14 protein-coding genes are annotated in these 14,820 nt (G+C 66.0%); 8 read left to right on the forward strand and 6 right to left on the reverse strand.

Translation table 11 applies throughout. From position 1 onward, the window contains the following. Nucleotides 1-12 precede the first annotated feature (12 nt). Nucleotides 13-297: a type II toxin-antitoxin system Phd/YefM family antitoxin gene (locus FV217_RS07570; protein WP_147816579.1), complete on the forward strand. Its 285-nt coding sequence runs from the start codon at nt 13-15 to the stop codon at nt 295-297. Then, nucleotides 294-734, forward strand: a complete 441-nt coding sequence (locus FV217_RS07575) for a type II toxin-antitoxin system VapC family toxin (RefSeq protein ID WP_147816581.1) — start codon at nt 294-296, stop codon at nt 732-734. The genes FV217_RS07570 and FV217_RS07575 overlap by 4 nt, the downstream gene beginning before the upstream one ends. Nucleotides 735-740: 6 nt before the next feature. On the opposite strand, the gene FV217_RS07580 is transcribed toward FV217_RS07575, so the two are convergent. From FV217_RS07580 to FV217_RS07595, 4 genes are all read right to left on the reverse strand, one after another. Continuing rightward, the gene (locus tag FV217_RS07580; protein WP_147816583.1) at nt 741-1,943 is read right to left on the reverse strand and encodes a pyridoxal phosphate-dependent aminotransferase; all 1,203 of its coding nucleotides are present in this window, start codon (nt 1,941-1,943) and stop codon (nt 741-743) included. Nucleotides 1,944-2,484: 541 nt separating this feature from the next. Continuing rightward, on the reverse strand, nt 2,485-3,882 hold the full coding sequence (cysN, locus tag FV217_RS07585; RefSeq protein WP_147816584.1) for a sulfate adenylyltransferase subunit CysN: 1,398 nt from the start codon (nt 3,880-3,882) through the stop codon (nt 2,485-2,487). Next, entirely contained in the window at nt 3,882-4,832 is a 951-nt protein-coding gene (gene cysD, locus FV217_RS07590; protein ID WP_147816585.1) for a sulfate adenylyltransferase subunit CysD, read from the reverse strand. The genes cysN and cysD overlap by 1 nt, the downstream gene beginning before the upstream one ends. Beyond that, on the reverse strand, nt 4,832-5,641 hold the full coding sequence (locus tag FV217_RS07595; RefSeq protein WP_147816586.1) for a phosphoadenylyl-sulfate reductase: 810 nt from the start codon (nt 5,639-5,641) through the stop codon (nt 4,832-4,834). Before FV217_RS07595 ends, cysD begins: the two co-directional genes overlap by 1 nt. 274 nt (nt 5,642-5,915) lie before the next feature. On the opposite strand from FV217_RS07595, the gene FV217_RS07600 reads away from it, so the two are divergent. From FV217_RS07600 to FV217_RS07620, 5 genes are all read left to right on the forward strand, one after another. Then, on the forward strand, nt 5,916-6,419 hold the full coding sequence (locus FV217_RS07600) for an Lrp/AsnC family transcriptional regulator (RefSeq protein WP_147816587.1): 504 nt from the start codon (nt 5,916-5,918) through the stop codon (nt 6,417-6,419). 112 nt (nt 6,420-6,531) lie between these two features. Further along, the gene (locus FV217_RS07605) at nt 6,532-8,301 is read left to right on the forward strand and encodes a flavodoxin domain-containing protein (protein ID WP_147816588.1); all 1,770 of its coding nucleotides are present in this window, start codon (nt 6,532-6,534) and stop codon (nt 8,299-8,301) included. Between the two features lie 182 nt (nt 8,302-8,483). Beyond that, nucleotides 8,484-10,319: an NADPH-dependent assimilatory sulfite reductase hemoprotein subunit gene (locus FV217_RS07610; protein WP_147816589.1), complete on the forward strand. Its 1,836-nt coding sequence runs from the start codon at nt 8,484-8,486 to the stop codon at nt 10,317-10,319. A 203-nt stretch (nt 10,320-10,522) separates the two neighbouring features. Beyond that, on the forward strand, nt 10,523-10,924 hold the full coding sequence (locus FV217_RS07615) for a hypothetical protein (RefSeq protein ID WP_147816590.1): 402 nt from the start codon (nt 10,523-10,525) through the stop codon (nt 10,922-10,924). Between the two features lie 578 nt (nt 10,925-11,502). Beyond that, nucleotides 11,503-12,132, forward strand: coding sequence for a TetR/AcrR family transcriptional regulator (locus tag FV217_RS07620; protein WP_147816591.1), 630 nt, complete (start codon nt 11,503-11,505; stop codon nt 12,130-12,132). A 1-nt stretch (nt 12,133) separates the two neighbouring features. On the opposite strand, the gene FV217_RS07625 is transcribed toward FV217_RS07620, so the two are convergent. Together FV217_RS07625 and FV217_RS07630 are read right to left on the reverse strand one after the other, a co-directional pair. Continuing rightward, entirely contained in the window at nt 12,134-13,222 is a 1,089-nt protein-coding gene (locus FV217_RS07625; RefSeq protein ID WP_147816602.1) for a Ppx/GppA phosphatase family protein, read from the reverse strand. Nucleotides 13,223-13,453: 231 nt separating this feature from the next. Further along, entirely contained in the window at nt 13,454-13,927 is a 474-nt protein-coding gene (locus FV217_RS07630; protein ID WP_147816592.1) for a response regulator, read from the reverse strand. A 340-nt stretch (nt 13,928-14,267) separates the two neighbouring features. Between FV217_RS07630 and FV217_RS07635 the strand changes: the two genes are divergently transcribed. Beyond that, nucleotides 14,268-14,820 (forward strand): cold shock domain-containing protein (locus tag FV217_RS07635; RefSeq protein WP_147816593.1); only part of this gene is annotated, 553 nt, incomplete at its 3' end.

Raw genomic sequence — 14,820 nt, forward strand, 5'->3', positions numbered from 1 at the left:
ATTCTGGTCAGCATGACCAGAATATCGAGATTTGCGGGCGAGCGGCGACGCTGGCGGCTACAGGACGCAAAAGCCCGTTTCAGCGAACTGGTGCGAACCGCTCGGAGTGAGGGCCCCCAACACGTCACGGTGCACGGCCGCGACCAAGTAGTCGTCATCTCCGCAGAAGAATTTCAGCGCTTGAACGGTGATCGAAGCGGCCAAAGTCTGGTCGCTGCAGTTCAGGCATCTCCCTACCGCGAGGTCGAGATCGAACCCGAGCGCAATGCCATGCCCATACGCCACGTTGTGCTATGACGGGCTGGTTGTTGGATACGAACATCCTATCGGAATTACGCCGGCCACGCCCGGAGAAGAAAGTCGTAGCCTTCGTATCGGCTCAGCCTCTGGAGTCGCTTCACGTCAGTAAGGTCACGTTCGCCGAAATTCGCTTTGGGATCGAGCAGCTTTCTGACGCGGGACGCCGAGCCGAACTCAACGCGTGGCTGATGCACGAGGTCAGGCCGACATTTGGGCAGCGAGTGCTTGCGGTTAGCGAAGACGCGATGCTGACGTGGCGGCTTCTGGTCGAGGATGGCCGCAAGGCGAGGCATACGTTCTCTCAGCCGGATCTCATCATTGCCGCGACAGCACTTCGGCACGGCCTGACTGTGGTGACACGCGATACCGAAGACTATCGACGGGCGCGCGTGCTGCTGTTCAACCCATGGGTCGATCGTTGGCCAACGAGCTAAAGCCACTTACCGCAAGGATCCGCAAAAGCGCTGGATCCGCGTGCAGGCCTCTTCCAGCACGGCGTTCGAGGTCGCGTAGGAGATCCGCAGGTTCGGGCCGAGGCCGAAGGCCGAGCCGTGGACCGCGGCGACACCTTCCGCCTGCAGAAGCTCGGTGACGAAGTCCTGGTCGGTCTCGATCACCGTGCCGTTCTCGGTACGCTTGCCGATCAGTTCGGCACAGGACGGGTAGACGTAGAAGGCGCCTTCCGGCGTCGGACAGGTCAGGCCGCGGGCCTGGTTCAGCATCGACACGACGAGGTCGCGCCGGCCCTGGAAGGCGTCCCGGAAACGGGCGAGATGGTCCTGCGGTCCGTCGAGGGCCGCGACGGCGGCCCATTGCGAGATCGAGCAGGCGCCCGAGGTCTGCTGGCCCTGGACGAAGTCCATCGCCTTGATGATCGGTTCGGGACCGGCGGCGTAGCCGATGCGCCAGCCGGTCATGGCGTAGGCCTTCGAGACCCCGTTCATCGTCAGCGTGCGGCCATAGAGGCCGGGCTCGACCTGGGCCGGCGTGACGAAGTCGAAATCGCCGTACGTCAGGTGCTCGTAGATGTCGTCGGTGAGGACGTGCACCTGCGGGTGGCGCAGCAGGACGTCGGTGATCGCCTTCATCTCGTCGCGCGCATAGGCGGCGCCGGACGGGTTCGAAGGCGAGTTCAGGATGATCCACTTGGTCTTCGGCGTCAGCACGCGCTCGAGCGCCTCGGCCTGCAACTTGAAGCCGTGCGCCATGTCGGTCTCGACGAAGACCGGGGTACCGCCGCAGAGCACGACCATCTCCGGGTAGGAGACCCAGTACGGCCGCGGGATCACGACCTCGTCGCCGGGATTCAGCGTGGCGAGCAGTGCGTTGTAGATGATGTGCTTGCCGCCGGTGCCGACGATGGTCTGCGAGATCTTGTAGTCGAGCCCGTTCTCGCGCTTGAACTTCTTGACGATGGCCTCGCGCAGCGCCGGGATGCCGGACACGGGCGTGTAGCGCGTCTCGTTGCGGGCGATCGCCTCGACCGCCGCCTGCTTGATATGGTCGGGCGTATCGAAATCGGGCTCGCCCACCGAGAGGCTGATGACATCGACGCCCGAGGCTTTCAGCTCACGAGCCTTCTGAGTCATCAAGATGGTTGCTGACGGCTTCACGCGCGACAGGGCATCGGCCAGGAGGGCCATGGGGAGGGCTCCGGTGGATCGGGCCCGTCGCCCGGGCCTCTCAGCGGCGCGGACCGTAGTCGCGGGCGACCGAGCCAGCAAGGCGAGAGCTTGGGGAACCAGCGCTCCGAGGTGCCTGTCGCGTGTCGGATGCCGGCGTCTGGACGAGGCGGCACGCGCGATCGGCGCATGACGGGAGCTGCTGTCGGCCACGCTTTGCGCCACCGACGCGACCGCACGGAGCGCAAATCCGCCGGCTTGGCCAGCGTCACCCGGATTGCGAAAGCCAGCCCAAGGCCCAGGGCCCGACATTCGAAGGACCGAGGTCGTCCGATGATCGGTTGGTGTCGCCGCCAAGGCGACCCATATCGACCGGATCATCCGGGCACTGGAACGCGAGCCTTCAAACGGAATCAGCCGAAACTTCGGTGTCCAAACGATCGCCCGCTCGTGGGACAGCATGGGACAGGCGGGACGCCCGTCCCATGATTCCGGTTTAACGGTACGCGTCCCCTATCACGCGAGACGCGTCGATTCGGCGCGGTCTCGATCGGACCCAGGCTCAGATGCCTCCGAATACCCAGCGCAGCCGCGAGAGGAAACCGCCCGATGCGGGCGCACCCTTGCGTTTCGTCTCGTCGCCCCTTGGCTCGACAGCGATCGACGCCTTCACGAGACCGAGCGCCGCCGTGTCGGTGGTTTCGCGATCGATAAGGATGAGCGAGCCGGTGTCGCGGTTGTCGGCATAGGGATCGACGGCAACCTCGCGATCGAGATTCAGCGTCACCTCGCCGATGTCGTTGATACCGAGCTTGTCGGCCGCCACGGTCTGCCCCGTCTCCAGATCGATCCGGCTACGAACCGCCTTGACCACGGCGTTGGTGGTGACGGTGCCGATCTTGGCCCAGAGACTCGCGCCCGGGATCAGGTCGGTCTCGGAAGCCCAGAACAGGCGGACGTCGAGCGTGTCAGTGACGGTCAGCGGCGCGTCGGCGGTAGCGATCACCGCGCCACGCGAGGCGTCGACCTCGTCGGCAAGCACGATCGTCACTGACTGGCCCTCGCTGGCACGCGGCAAGTCGCCGTCGGCCGTGTAGATCCGCGCGATGGTCGAGGTCTTGCCGGATGGCGAGACTACGACCTTGTCGCCCGGCGCGGCCGAGCCCGAGGCGATGAGGCCCGAGAAGCCGCGGAACTCGGAATTGGGCCGATTGACCCACTGCACCGGAAGGCGAAACGGCGCGGCGCGTTCCTCGGATTTGACCGGCACTTCTTCGAGGTAACGCAGCAACGGTCCCCCGGTGTACCAGGTCGCCGCCGTGCCCGGCAGGACGACGTTGTCGCCGTTCTTGGCCGAGAGTGGAATCGGGCGGATCTCGTTGAAACCTAGGGGGGCGGCGAACTCGCGAAAGCCGGCGACGATGCGGTCGAAGGTGTCCTGCGACCAGCCGGACAGGTCCATCTTGTTCACTGCCAGCGCCACCCGCTTGATGCCTAGCAGCGAGACTAGGATGGCATGGCGCCGGGTCTGGCGCGTGAGGCCCTGACGGGCGTCCACCAAAATCACGGCCACGTCGGCCGTCGAGGCGCCAGTCGCCATGTTGCGGGTATACTGCTCGTGGCCAGGCGTGTCTGCGACGATGAACGAGCGGCTTTCCGTCGAGAAGAAGCGGTAGGCCACGTCGATCGTGATGCCCTGCTCGCGCTCGGCCTGCAGGCCGTCGACGAGGAGGGCGAGGTCGATCTCCTGGCCCTGCGTGCCGTGCTTCCGCGAATCGCGCTGCAACGCCGTGACCTGGTCGTCGAAGATCTGCTTGGTGTCGTGAAGCAGGCGGCCGATCAGGGTCGACTTACCATCGTCGACGGAGCCGCAGGCGATGAAGCGCAGGACTTCCTTGTTCTGGTGCGTATGCAGGAAGGCTTCGTAGCCGAAGGCCTCGGGGGACTGATGGATGGTCATCAGAAATAGCCCTCCTGCTTCTTACGCTCCATGGCACCGGAGCCGTCCTTGTCGATGACGCGGCCCTGACGTTCCGAGGTGCGGGCGGCCAGCGTCTCGCCGACGATCTCGGGCAACGTCGTTGCCGGGCTCTCGACGGCACCGGTCAACGGGTAGCAGCCCAGCGTGCGGAACCGGACGAGCCGGTTCTGCACGGTCTCGCCGGGCTCCAGCGGTAGGCGGTCGTCGTCCACCATGATGAGCTGGCCGTCGCGCTCCACCACGGGGCGCTCGGCCGCGAAATAGAGAGGCACGATCGGTATCTTTTCCTGCTCGATGTAAAGCCAGATATCGAGCTCGGTCCAGTTCGAGAGCGGAAACACGCGGAAGCTCTCGCCGCGCCGCTTCTTGTAATTGTACAGGTGCCAGGGTTCGGCGCGCTGGCGCTTCGGATCCCAGCGGTGCTGCGCATTGCGCAGCGAGACGATGCGCTCCTTGGCGCGGCTGGCCTCCTCGTCGCGGCGGGCGCCGCCGAAGGCCGCGTCGAACTTGTACTTGTCCAATGCCTGCCGCAGGGCCTGCGTCTTCATCACGTCGGTATGGACTTCCGAGCCGTGGCTAAACGGGCCGATGCCCTTGGCGATCCCGTCCTGATTGGTATGAACGATTAGCTCGAGCCCAAGCTCCTTCACCCGCCGATCGCGAAAGGCGATCATCTCCCTGAACTTCCAGGTCGTATCGACGTGGAGCAGCGGGAACGGCAGCTTGCCCGGCGCAAACGCCTTCAGCGCCAGATGCAGCAGCACCGACGAATCCTTGCCGATCGAATAGAGCATCACCGGAAGCTCGGTCTCGGCGACCGTCTCGCGGAAGATATGGATGCTCTCGGCTTCGAGACGCTGCAAATGCGTCAAGCGCGCCCGCGAGGGCGTGGCCAGACCCGACGGTTTTTCGGCAATGGCGCCGCTCATCAAACCAATTCCCTTCTGTTGTCCCGTGAGGATGCGGCGCGTGCCGGCTCCTCGAACGCCGCCGGCTCCTCGCCCGGCTCGACATCGGCCTCGGGCGCGTGGAGGTGCAGCCCGCACTCCTTCTTGGATTCCTGTTCCCACCACCAGCGCCCGGCCCGCTCATCCTCGCCGATCTTCACGGCGCGGGTGCAGGGCGCACAGCCGATCGAGGGAAAACCGCGATCGTGGAGCGCGTTGTAAGGAATGAACTGGTCCTTGACGAAGGCGTCGACCTGCGCCCGGGTCCAATCCGCCAGCGGATTGACCTTGATCAAGCCGCGATCGTCGTCGGCCTCGGCGAGCGGCGTGTCGGCGCGGTTTGCCGACTGCCCGGCGCGCAAGCCGGTGAACCAGCCTGCGGCTTGGTCCAGCGCCCGGCCAAGCGGCTCGACCTTGCGGAAGCCGCAGCAGGCCTGCCGCGCCGCGACGGAATGGCGAAAGCCATTGATCCCCTCGGCCGCGACAAAGGCCTCCTCGGACTTCCGCTCGGGTGCGTAGGACCGGATGCGGATGCCGTAGGCCGACTCGGTTTCCGCCCAGACATCGTATGTTTCGGGAAAGAGGCGGCCGGTATCGAGGGTTACGATCTCGGTGCGTCCCTTGGCCATCGCGATCGCGTGGGTGACCACCTGATCCTCGATGCCGAGGCTCGTCGTGAAGACGAGGCGGCCGGAGAGTTCTGATTCCACGAGGCGGATGCGGGCGATGAGATCGAGCCCCGCCATCCGTGCGGCGAGCCTCTCGGCCTGCTGTGCGAGAGCGACGGTCATATCGGTGTGTCCGTAGATGTCTTTTTGCCGCTTGAGCTTGACCCGGTTGTCTACGACCTGACATGTTCGCTATACAGAACGCTGTCAAGGCGCCAGTGGTGCGGATCTGCCGTCTGGCAGCGCAGCATTTCGTGAGCGGGAAACCGGAAAAGCGACGATTCGTTGCCTTTCTGCGGAAGATCCTTCTCAGGCCGGGTGCCGCAGCACACGTCGGGGCCGGCAGTGCCGACACCAACCAAGGCCCATGCCGGGCGCCAATTATCGAGAGGCCCTCTTGGACGCCATCGACCTGAAGATCCTCGCCCTCCTGCAGAAGGATGCGACCCTCTCGATCGCCGCCATCGGCGAGCAGGTCGGGCTGTCGCAGACCCCCTGCTGGAAGCGCATCCAGCGCCTGGAAGCCGACGGCGTCATCGACCGGCGCGTGGCCGTGCTCGATCCCGTGAAGCTCGGTCTCGGGCTCACCGTCTTTGTCTCTATCGAGACGTCCGACCATTCCAAGGAATGGCTGGAGCGTTTCGCGTCGGACATCGCGGCGATGCCGGAGGTGCTGGAGTTCTACCGGATGGCCGGCGACGTCGACTACATGCTGCGCGTCGTGGTGGCCGACATGCGGGCCTACGACCTGTTCTACAAGAACCTGATCGCCACGCTGCCTCTGAAGAACGTGACCTCGCGCTTCGCCATGGAGAAGGTGAAATCGACCACGGCCCTGCCCCTGCCGGCACCGCCTCCCCGCGGCCGCATCGCTCCGCAGCTTGCGGTTGTCGGAGAATAATCTTCTTTTTTGCGACGCGACGGCAGGTCACACTTTCTCCGTCTCGGTCGTCCTGTAAAAAGAACAACTCTTCGTTGACAGCGGCCCGTCCGCGAACGACATGGCATGCACGATGGCACGCAACGCTCTTCTCCCTCGCACGGCCCCCTTCGGTGATACCGAGCGGGCGAGTCTCGACGCCGTCCTCGGCGCGGCGACACCGATCCAGCGCGCTTGGCTCGCTGGGTTCCTCGCCGGCCTCGACGCGGCCGGCGGACAGCCTGTGGCGCAGCCCGTGGCACCGCCCAAGGCCTCCGAGCCGCTGACGATCATCTTCGCGTCGGAGTCCGGGAATTGCGAGGCGCTGGCCGGCAACGTCGCCAAGCTCGCGAAGAAGCAGGGCTTCAAGCCGAAGGTGATCGACTTCGCCGACCTCGACATCGCGACCCTACAGAGCGCCGGCAAGCTCGTCGCCATCGCCGCGACCTGGGGCGAAGGCGAGCCGCCGGCCCGCGCGGTCGAGACCTACAATGCGCTCATGGGTGACGGAGCACCGCGGCTCGACGGCGTCGAGTTCGGCGTCCTGGCGCTCGGCGACACTTCCTATGCGGAGTTCTGCTCCATCGGGAAGAACCTCGATGCGCGTTTCGAGGCGCTCGGCGGCAAGCGGGCCTACGACCGCGCCGACCTCGACCTCGACTTCGACAAGCCGGCCGCCGACTGGATCAAGGGCGCGCTGAAGGCGCTGGCCCCGGCGGAGGTCGCCTCCGACAACGTCGTCGCCATCGATTTCGCCCGCAGCACTTCGCAGGACGAGGACGAGGAGCCGAGCCGCGATCCCGTCGTGGTCGAGGTGATCGAGCACGTGAACCTGAACTCCTCCCGCTCCAAGAAGGAGACGATCCACCTCGCGCTGGAATTCGCGGATGGCGCACCGGCCTACGAGCCGGGCGATTCCCTCGAGATCTACCCCGAGAACGACCCGCAGCTCGTCGAGGAGATCCTGAGCGCCACCGGGCTCACCGGCGACGAGGCCCTGCGCAAGGCGCTGCTCTCCGAGCGCGACATCACCACGCTCTCGGCCGCCACCGTGGAGCGCTTCGCCAAGGCCACGGGCCACACGGATGCCCAAAAATTCATCGAGAGCGGCGAGGTGAAGGCGTGGCTCGAAGGCCGGCACCTGATCGACCTGATCGAGGCCTATCCGGCCGCGCTCACCGCCGAGCATCTCAACACCATCACCCGGCCCCTGCCGCCGCGCGCCTATTCCATAGCCTCATCGCGAAAGGAAGTCGGCGACGAGGTGCATCTGGTCATCGCCGCGGTGCGCTACACGACGCATGACAGGGCACGCACCGGTGTAGCCTCGACGCATGTCGCCGACCGCATCAGCAACGGCGCCAAGCTGCGCGTGCGGCTGAAGCCGAACAAGCATTTCCGCCTGCCGAGCGACCCGGCCACCGACATCATCATGGTCGGCCCCGGCACCGGCGTCGCGCCGTTCCGCGCCTTCGTGCAGGAGCGCCGCGCCACCGAGGCGCCCGGCCGCTCGTGGCTGTTCTACGGCGACCAGCACTTCACGCACGACTTCCTCTACCAGCTCGAATGGCAGGAAGCCCTCGAAGACCGCTCGCTGAGCAGGATCGACGTCGCCTTCTCCCGCGACCAGCCCGAGAAGATCTACGTCCAAGACCGGATCGACCAGCACGGCCAGGAGCTGGTCGAATGGCTAGACGGCGGCGCCGCGTTCTACGTCTGCGGCGATGCCAAGAACATGGCCAAGGACGTCCGCGCCGCGGTGGTCCGCGTCTTCTCCAAGCATAAGGGCCTGAGCGACGCCGACGCGGAAGCTCATGTCGCAGGGCTCGAGCGGGCCCGACGCTACCAGCAGGACGTTTACTGACAAAACGGACGGATGGGACGATCGTCCCGCCTGTCCCAGGCCGTCCCACGCTCCGGTCGGAGCTTGGCGGCGGTTTCCGCGAAGCCGGACGGTGTTTTCGAGGACGCCGCCTCGCGCGGCCATCTCGGAATGAGATGGTCCGGCAGCGGCAGCCGATCAACACGTGACCGACAGAGATCACCATGGACGATCACAAGCCGATCGATACCGCTGACGGCCCGGCCGTCGAGACACCCGGTTCGGGCGCACGCCGCTACGAGACGCCGCCGACCGGCCGTCCGATCGACGACCCGCAGGCCGCCAAGGAGGCCGGGCTCGCCCATAACGAGCATCTCAAGATCGGCAGCCGCTTCCTGCGCGGGGGCCTCGCCGACGGGCTCCTGAAACACGCCACCGGCGCGATCTCGGACGATGACGGACAGCTCGTGAAATTCCACGGGATGTACATGCAGGACGACAGGGATCTCCGGCCCGAGCGGACGAAGAAGAAGCTCGACAAGGCCTACAGCTTCATGATCCGCCTGCGCATCGCGGGCGGCGTCGTGACGCCGAAGCAGTGGCTGATCCTCGACGACATCGCCACGACCTACGCCAACGGCACCCTGCGGGCGACGACGCGCCAGACCTTCCAGTATCACGGCGTGATCAAGTCGAACCTCAAGCGGACCATGGCCGCGATCGACTCGTCCCTGCTCGACACCATCGCCGCCTGCGGCGACGTCAACCGCAACGTCATGACTGCGACGAACCCGGCGCAGTCCGGCGCGCACAAGACCGCTTACGATCTCGGCAAGGAGATCTCGGACAGCCTCCTGCCGAAGACCAACGCCTGGCGCGAGATCTGGCTCGACGGCGAGAAGGTCGTCGGCGGCGAGGAGGAGTTCGAACCGGTCTACGGCAAGACCTACCTGCCGCGGAAATTCAAGATCATCATCGCCGTGCCGCCCTCGAACGAGGTCGACGTGTTCGCGCACGATCTCGGCTTCATCGCGATCCTCGACAAGGCAAACAAGGTCACGGGCTGGAACGTCACCGTCGGCGGCGGCATGGGCATGACCCACGGCGAGACCGACACCTTCCCGCGCACCGCCGACGTGATGGGCTTCTGTCAGCCGGAGGATGCCCTGAAGGTCGCGGAGGCGGTGATGACCGTCCAGCGCGACTGGGGCAACCGCAAGAGCCGCAAGAACGCGCGCCTGAAGTACACGATCGAGCGCTACGGCCTCGACGCCTTCCGGGCCGAGGTCGAGAACCGCATCGACAAGAAACTCGAAGCCCCGAAGCCGTATAGATTCGACGGCAACGGCGACCGCTACGGCTGGACCGAGGGCGACGACGGCCGCCACCACCTGACGCTCTACGTGCCGTCGGGCCGGGTGAAGGACATCGACGGCGGCCCGCAGTTCCTCGCAGGCCTGCGCCGGATCGCCCAGGTGCACGAGGGCGACTTCCGCCTCACCGGCAACCAGAACGTCATCATCGCCAACGTCCCATCGGAGAAGCGCGCGGAGATCGAGGCGCTGGTCGACGAATACGGCCTGACCAAGGGCGCGGGCGCGCTGCGCCGCAACTCCATGGCCTGCGTCTCGCTGCCGACCTGCGGCCTCGCGCTCGCCGAAAGCGAGCGCTACCTGCCGAGCCTCATCGACGAACTCGAGGAGAGCCTGGAGCGCAACGGCCTCAAGGACGACGAGATCACCATCCGCATGACCGGCTGCCCCAACGGCTGCGCCCGGCCCTACATCGCCGAGATCGGCCTCGTCGGTCGCGGCCCCGAGCGCTACCACCTTTATCTCGGCGCCGCCTTCGACGGCTCGCGACTCGGCAAGCTCTATGCAGAAGACGTGGACGCCTCGGCGATCAAGACCACGCTCGATCCGCTTTTTGCGGATTACGCCAAGGGCCGGCAAAACGGCGAACGTTTCGGAGACTTCCTGATCCGCTCCGGCCACGTCGCCAAGACGACGAATGGGCCCGATTTCCACGAGCGGATCGGCGCGTTGAAGCCGGCGGCCTGACCGGATCGATTACCGACTAGGGAGATCGCGACAAATCCATCGCGATCTCCCCGAAATTAATCCGCCACCGTATCGAGAATTTCGAGAACGACGCCCATAAACCTTAACAAGACATTACATATTGAAATCGCAATCTTCGACTGTCGCCGGATGACGATGCCGTTATAACGATTTGGTAAGCATCTTCGTCTTGCGAGGCGGAAATGGATCAAACAGTCGATCTTATTAAATCAAAAGAACTCAATCACAATTTATTTACAGTCGAAGAAGTCCAGCGCATGATTGCGCAGACTCGCGATTATCCGGTCGATGGCCAAAAACCGATCAACATTCAGATCAATGTCGGCGGTGACAACGCCCGCGGGCGCAGTCGCAAGGACGAGACGGGCTTCGCCATCGCCCGCTCGAAACTGTTCTGGATCGTCGTGGCGCTGTCGGTCTCCGCGGCCATTTCCTATGCGCGAACGCGTGTCATCTGCCAGTCCTTCAAGGACAGCGGACGGTTCTTCTACGGCATGGGTGTGGACCGCTGCATCGGCGTGCTGATCAAGCAGCCTTTCGAGAAGGTGGCCGACCAGCTCGAGGCGCTCAATCGGAGCTATTAGAGCGCTTTCCGACCAGGTGGATACCGGTTGGTCGAAAGAAAGCGCGGCAAAACAAAGTCTTAGAGACGCCGAGCCGATGCAATCGGATCGGATACGGCTCTAGAGTACTTTCCGACCAGGTGGATACCGGTCGTAGCCGATAGGCCGTGCGGCAGCCGCCCCAGTCGCGGACGCGGGACACATCGATCTGGCGCCATCACGACCTGAACGCCGATCTCGCGGCGATACGCCTGGACCGTCAAGGGTCGGGTCGAACGTGATGCAGTACGCGCGCGCGTCGCGTCGAGGAAGCCAGCACTCATCGCCGCCGGGTTCTGCACAGTGGTGGTAGCGCCTGCATCTGCGAGCGAATGCCCGTGAACCCCATCTGCATGCGGCCGCCATCGGACGTAGTGTTGCGATCGAGCCGCCGATATCGCCGATCGCGGCGGGTACGTGGCCTCGATCGTCATCTCTTGCGCCACGCCCGCAAACCAGTACGAGGCCGGACATGCGGCCCGATGGGACCGGATCGGGGTCATTGCGTTGACAAGGGGTCGTTTTTTGACGCGACCGGTCTCGGTCTCTAAGCTCGACCGATGACTATCGCCGCCGATCCGATCCACCCACTCGCCGAGGAGAGCGCACCGACGACCCGCTGCCGTATCATCGCGACGGCGGAACAGTCGTTCCGCGAGATCGGCTATCAGAAGACCACTGTCGCCGACATCGCCAAGACGCTCAAGATGAGCCCCGCCAACGTCTACCGGTTCTTCGACTCGAAGAAGGCGATCAACGAGGCCGTCGTCGGCCGCCTGACCCGCGAGGTCGAGGTGCTGATCCTGGCGATCGCCGAGGCGCCCGGCCTCAGCGCCGCCGACCGCCTCTCGGAGATGATCACCGCGCTTCACCGCGACTGCCTCGAGCGCTGCGAAGCGTTCCCGCGCATGCACGAGATGGTCGAGGCGGCAATGAGGGAGAGCTGGGCGGTTTGCCGGCACCACGTCGACAGCATCGTCGCCGTCTTCGAACGGATCATCAGTGAGGGCGTGAGACGCGGCGAGTTCGCGGTCGCGGATACGGGCCTCGCCGCCGCCTGCGTCCACGCGGCGATCGTGCGCTACTGCCATCCGGTACTGGTCAGCCAGTGCCCCGAGGCTCCGGTGCCGCCGCTCGACGCGATGATCGCGTTTCTGCTCAGAGGGCTGACGCCGGCTCGCCGACCGTAGACTAGCGGTAACGGCCCCGGCGCCAGACGCCGTCCTCGCGCATCATGTTCATCAGCAGGCCCTCGCGCAGGCCGCGGTCGGCGATGCGCAGGCGCTCGGAGGGAAACACCCGGCGGATCGCCTCCAGGATCGCGCAGCCGGCCAGCACGAGGTCGGCCCGGTCGCGGCCGATGCAGGGGTTGTCCGCACGCTGGTCGAGCCGCGTGTCGAGCAGGTCCTCGATCGCCTCGGTGACCTCGAAATCGGCCATCCAGAGCCCATCGACCCGCCGCCGCTCGTAGCGCGGCAGGCGCAGATGCATCGCGGCGAGCGTCGTGACGGTGCCCGAGGTGCCGAGCAGGTGGAAATACGGCGCGGTCGCCGCGGCCGCCGCCCGGATCGCGAAGGGCGCGAGCAGGTCGCCGACCTCCTCGACCATGCCCTCGAACATCATCCGCGTGACCTCGGAGCCGCCATGCTTCTCGGCGAGCGTCACCACGCCGACGGGGAGCGAATCCCAGGCGCGGATGCGCAGGGTCGGATCGGTGGAGGGATTGGTCGCGGCACCGTCGAGCCAGGCGATCTCGGTGGACCCGCCGCCGATATCGAAGATCACCACCGATTCCGCGCTCGGGTCGGCCAGCGCCGCGCATCCCGTCACCGCGAGATAGGCCTCGGTCTGCCGGTCGACGATCTCGAGATCGAGGCCGACCTCCCGGCGCACCTGGTCCACGAATTCGGCGCCGTTCACGGCGAGCCGGCAGGCCTCGGTGGCGATGACCTTCGAGCGGACGACGCCGCGGGCCTCCATCTTCACCCGGCAGATGCGCAAAGCCTCGACCGTCCGGTCGATGGCGACCGGGCTCAGCCGGTCGGAGGAACTCAGGCCCTCGCCGAGACGTACGATGCGCGAGAAGGCGTCGATGACCCGGAAGCCGTGCGAGGCCGGCTCGGCGACCAGCAGCCGGCAATTGTTGGTGCCGAGATCGAGGGCGGCGTAGGCCCCGCGCCGGCTCGTGCGCAGGGGCGCCGGCCGATCCGCGTAGGACGATTCGGCGGCGGGACGGCTGCCTTGGGCGAACGCCGTTCCCTCACGCGGAATCTGCGGCATCGCACCGGTACGAGCCGGCATCACGGCCGAACCGGCCGCCAGGCCGGTTGCGGCGCTCTCATCCCTCATCGGCAAAGCCGGATCCTCAGGGTCTCGGCTGCGGCAGGCAGCCGGCCGTCAACTTGTGCACGACGCTACAGGCGTTGTTAAGAAACGCAAAGACTCCTTCGCTTCCCTTTGCGCGTCCCTTTGCGCATCGCTTCGCGCGCACCCCCCGGCAGCCAAGATGTGTCAGACCATCGCCTTGGCGGCGCTGTTGGCGCGGGGGATCGGCCGGAGAAGGCTCTTCACCTGAGAAAACGGGCGCGGCCGGTTGATGACCTCGTCGAGGCGCGACCACAGCGTCTTCGGCGAGAACGGCTTCGCGATGATCTCGTTGACGCCGAGCGAGATCGCCCGGTCGACGACGTTGCGGCGGGGCTGGGCCAGCATCAGGATGATCGGCACCGTCGGCGACGGCGAGGTCGTCGGCGTACGCGCCAGACGAATGAACTCCTCGCCCGACAGGATGGCGAGGTCCCAGTCCAGGATGGTGAGGTCCGGCTTGCTCTCGGCGAGCACGCCGAGCGCTTCCGCGCCATCCGGAGCTTCCAATACGCGCTTGATCCCGACACGCAGGAGCATGTCGCGCACCGTGCGGCGGATGTAGAGGCTCTCGTCCACGACGAGGGCGGAGAGATCGGGGAATGTCGGGGTCGCGATCACGGGCGCGATCCTCGGTGGACGTGGCGGCTTGCCGTCACCCTAGGGCCGAGGTCGTTTGCGCTTTCCTAATTGCCCCCGCGCGACCGCTCGGCCGACCCGGCGGCGCACTCGAGATGACGCAGGTTTGCAACGCCTCCGCCCGTCGCCCACGAAATTCGCCGGGTTGAGCCTGTCCATTAACAGAAGGTCCTTGCGGCGCGGTCGGGATTGCGTCAGGACTGAGGCGTTGCTCTCGGTTACCGCGGCCGATGGTGATGGTGGCGTGGGCGCATCTTGTGCGGAACAGGGTGCACACGGTCTTTCGACAAGATGGTCAGCGGTCGGGTTTTGCGAGCTTTCTATGGGACGTGGTCGTGATTTCAGGGGGTCGCCGAAGCGCGGCTTCGATGAGGGTGGAGCAGAGCCGCGTTGGCCTGACCAGCTCCCTCCCAGCAGTGGCGGATTTGGCGGCGGTGGTTTCGGCGGCGGCGGCGGTGGTTTCGACCGCGGCCCGCCCCGGGCGGCTGCCCCTCCGACGGGTCCGGAGCGTGATGCGACGGTCAAGTGGTTCAACAAGGAAAAGGGCTTCGGCTTCGTCGAACTCGGCGACGGCTCGGGCGACGCTTTCCTGCACATCCGCGCAGTCGAGGCCGCCGGTCACGACGACCTGCAGCCGGGCACCCGCCTGACGGTCCAGACCGCGCAGGGCCAGAAGGGTCCTCAGGTCACGGCCGTGACCAGCGTCGACACCTCGACGGCTGAAGCCGCTCCCCCGCGTCGCGAAGCCCGGCCTGCCGGTCGCTTCGGCGGCGACGATCGCGGCGGCGGTTATGGCGCCGGCGGTGGTGGCTATGGCGCTGGCGGCGGTGGTGGCGGCTACGGCGGCGATCGCTTCGGCGGCGGTGGCGGTGGCG

The organism is Methylobacterium sp. WL9 (genome assembly GCF_008040035.1).
Lineage (GTDB): Bacteria > Pseudomonadota > Alphaproteobacteria > Rhizobiales > Beijerinckiaceae > Methylobacterium > Methylobacterium thuringiense.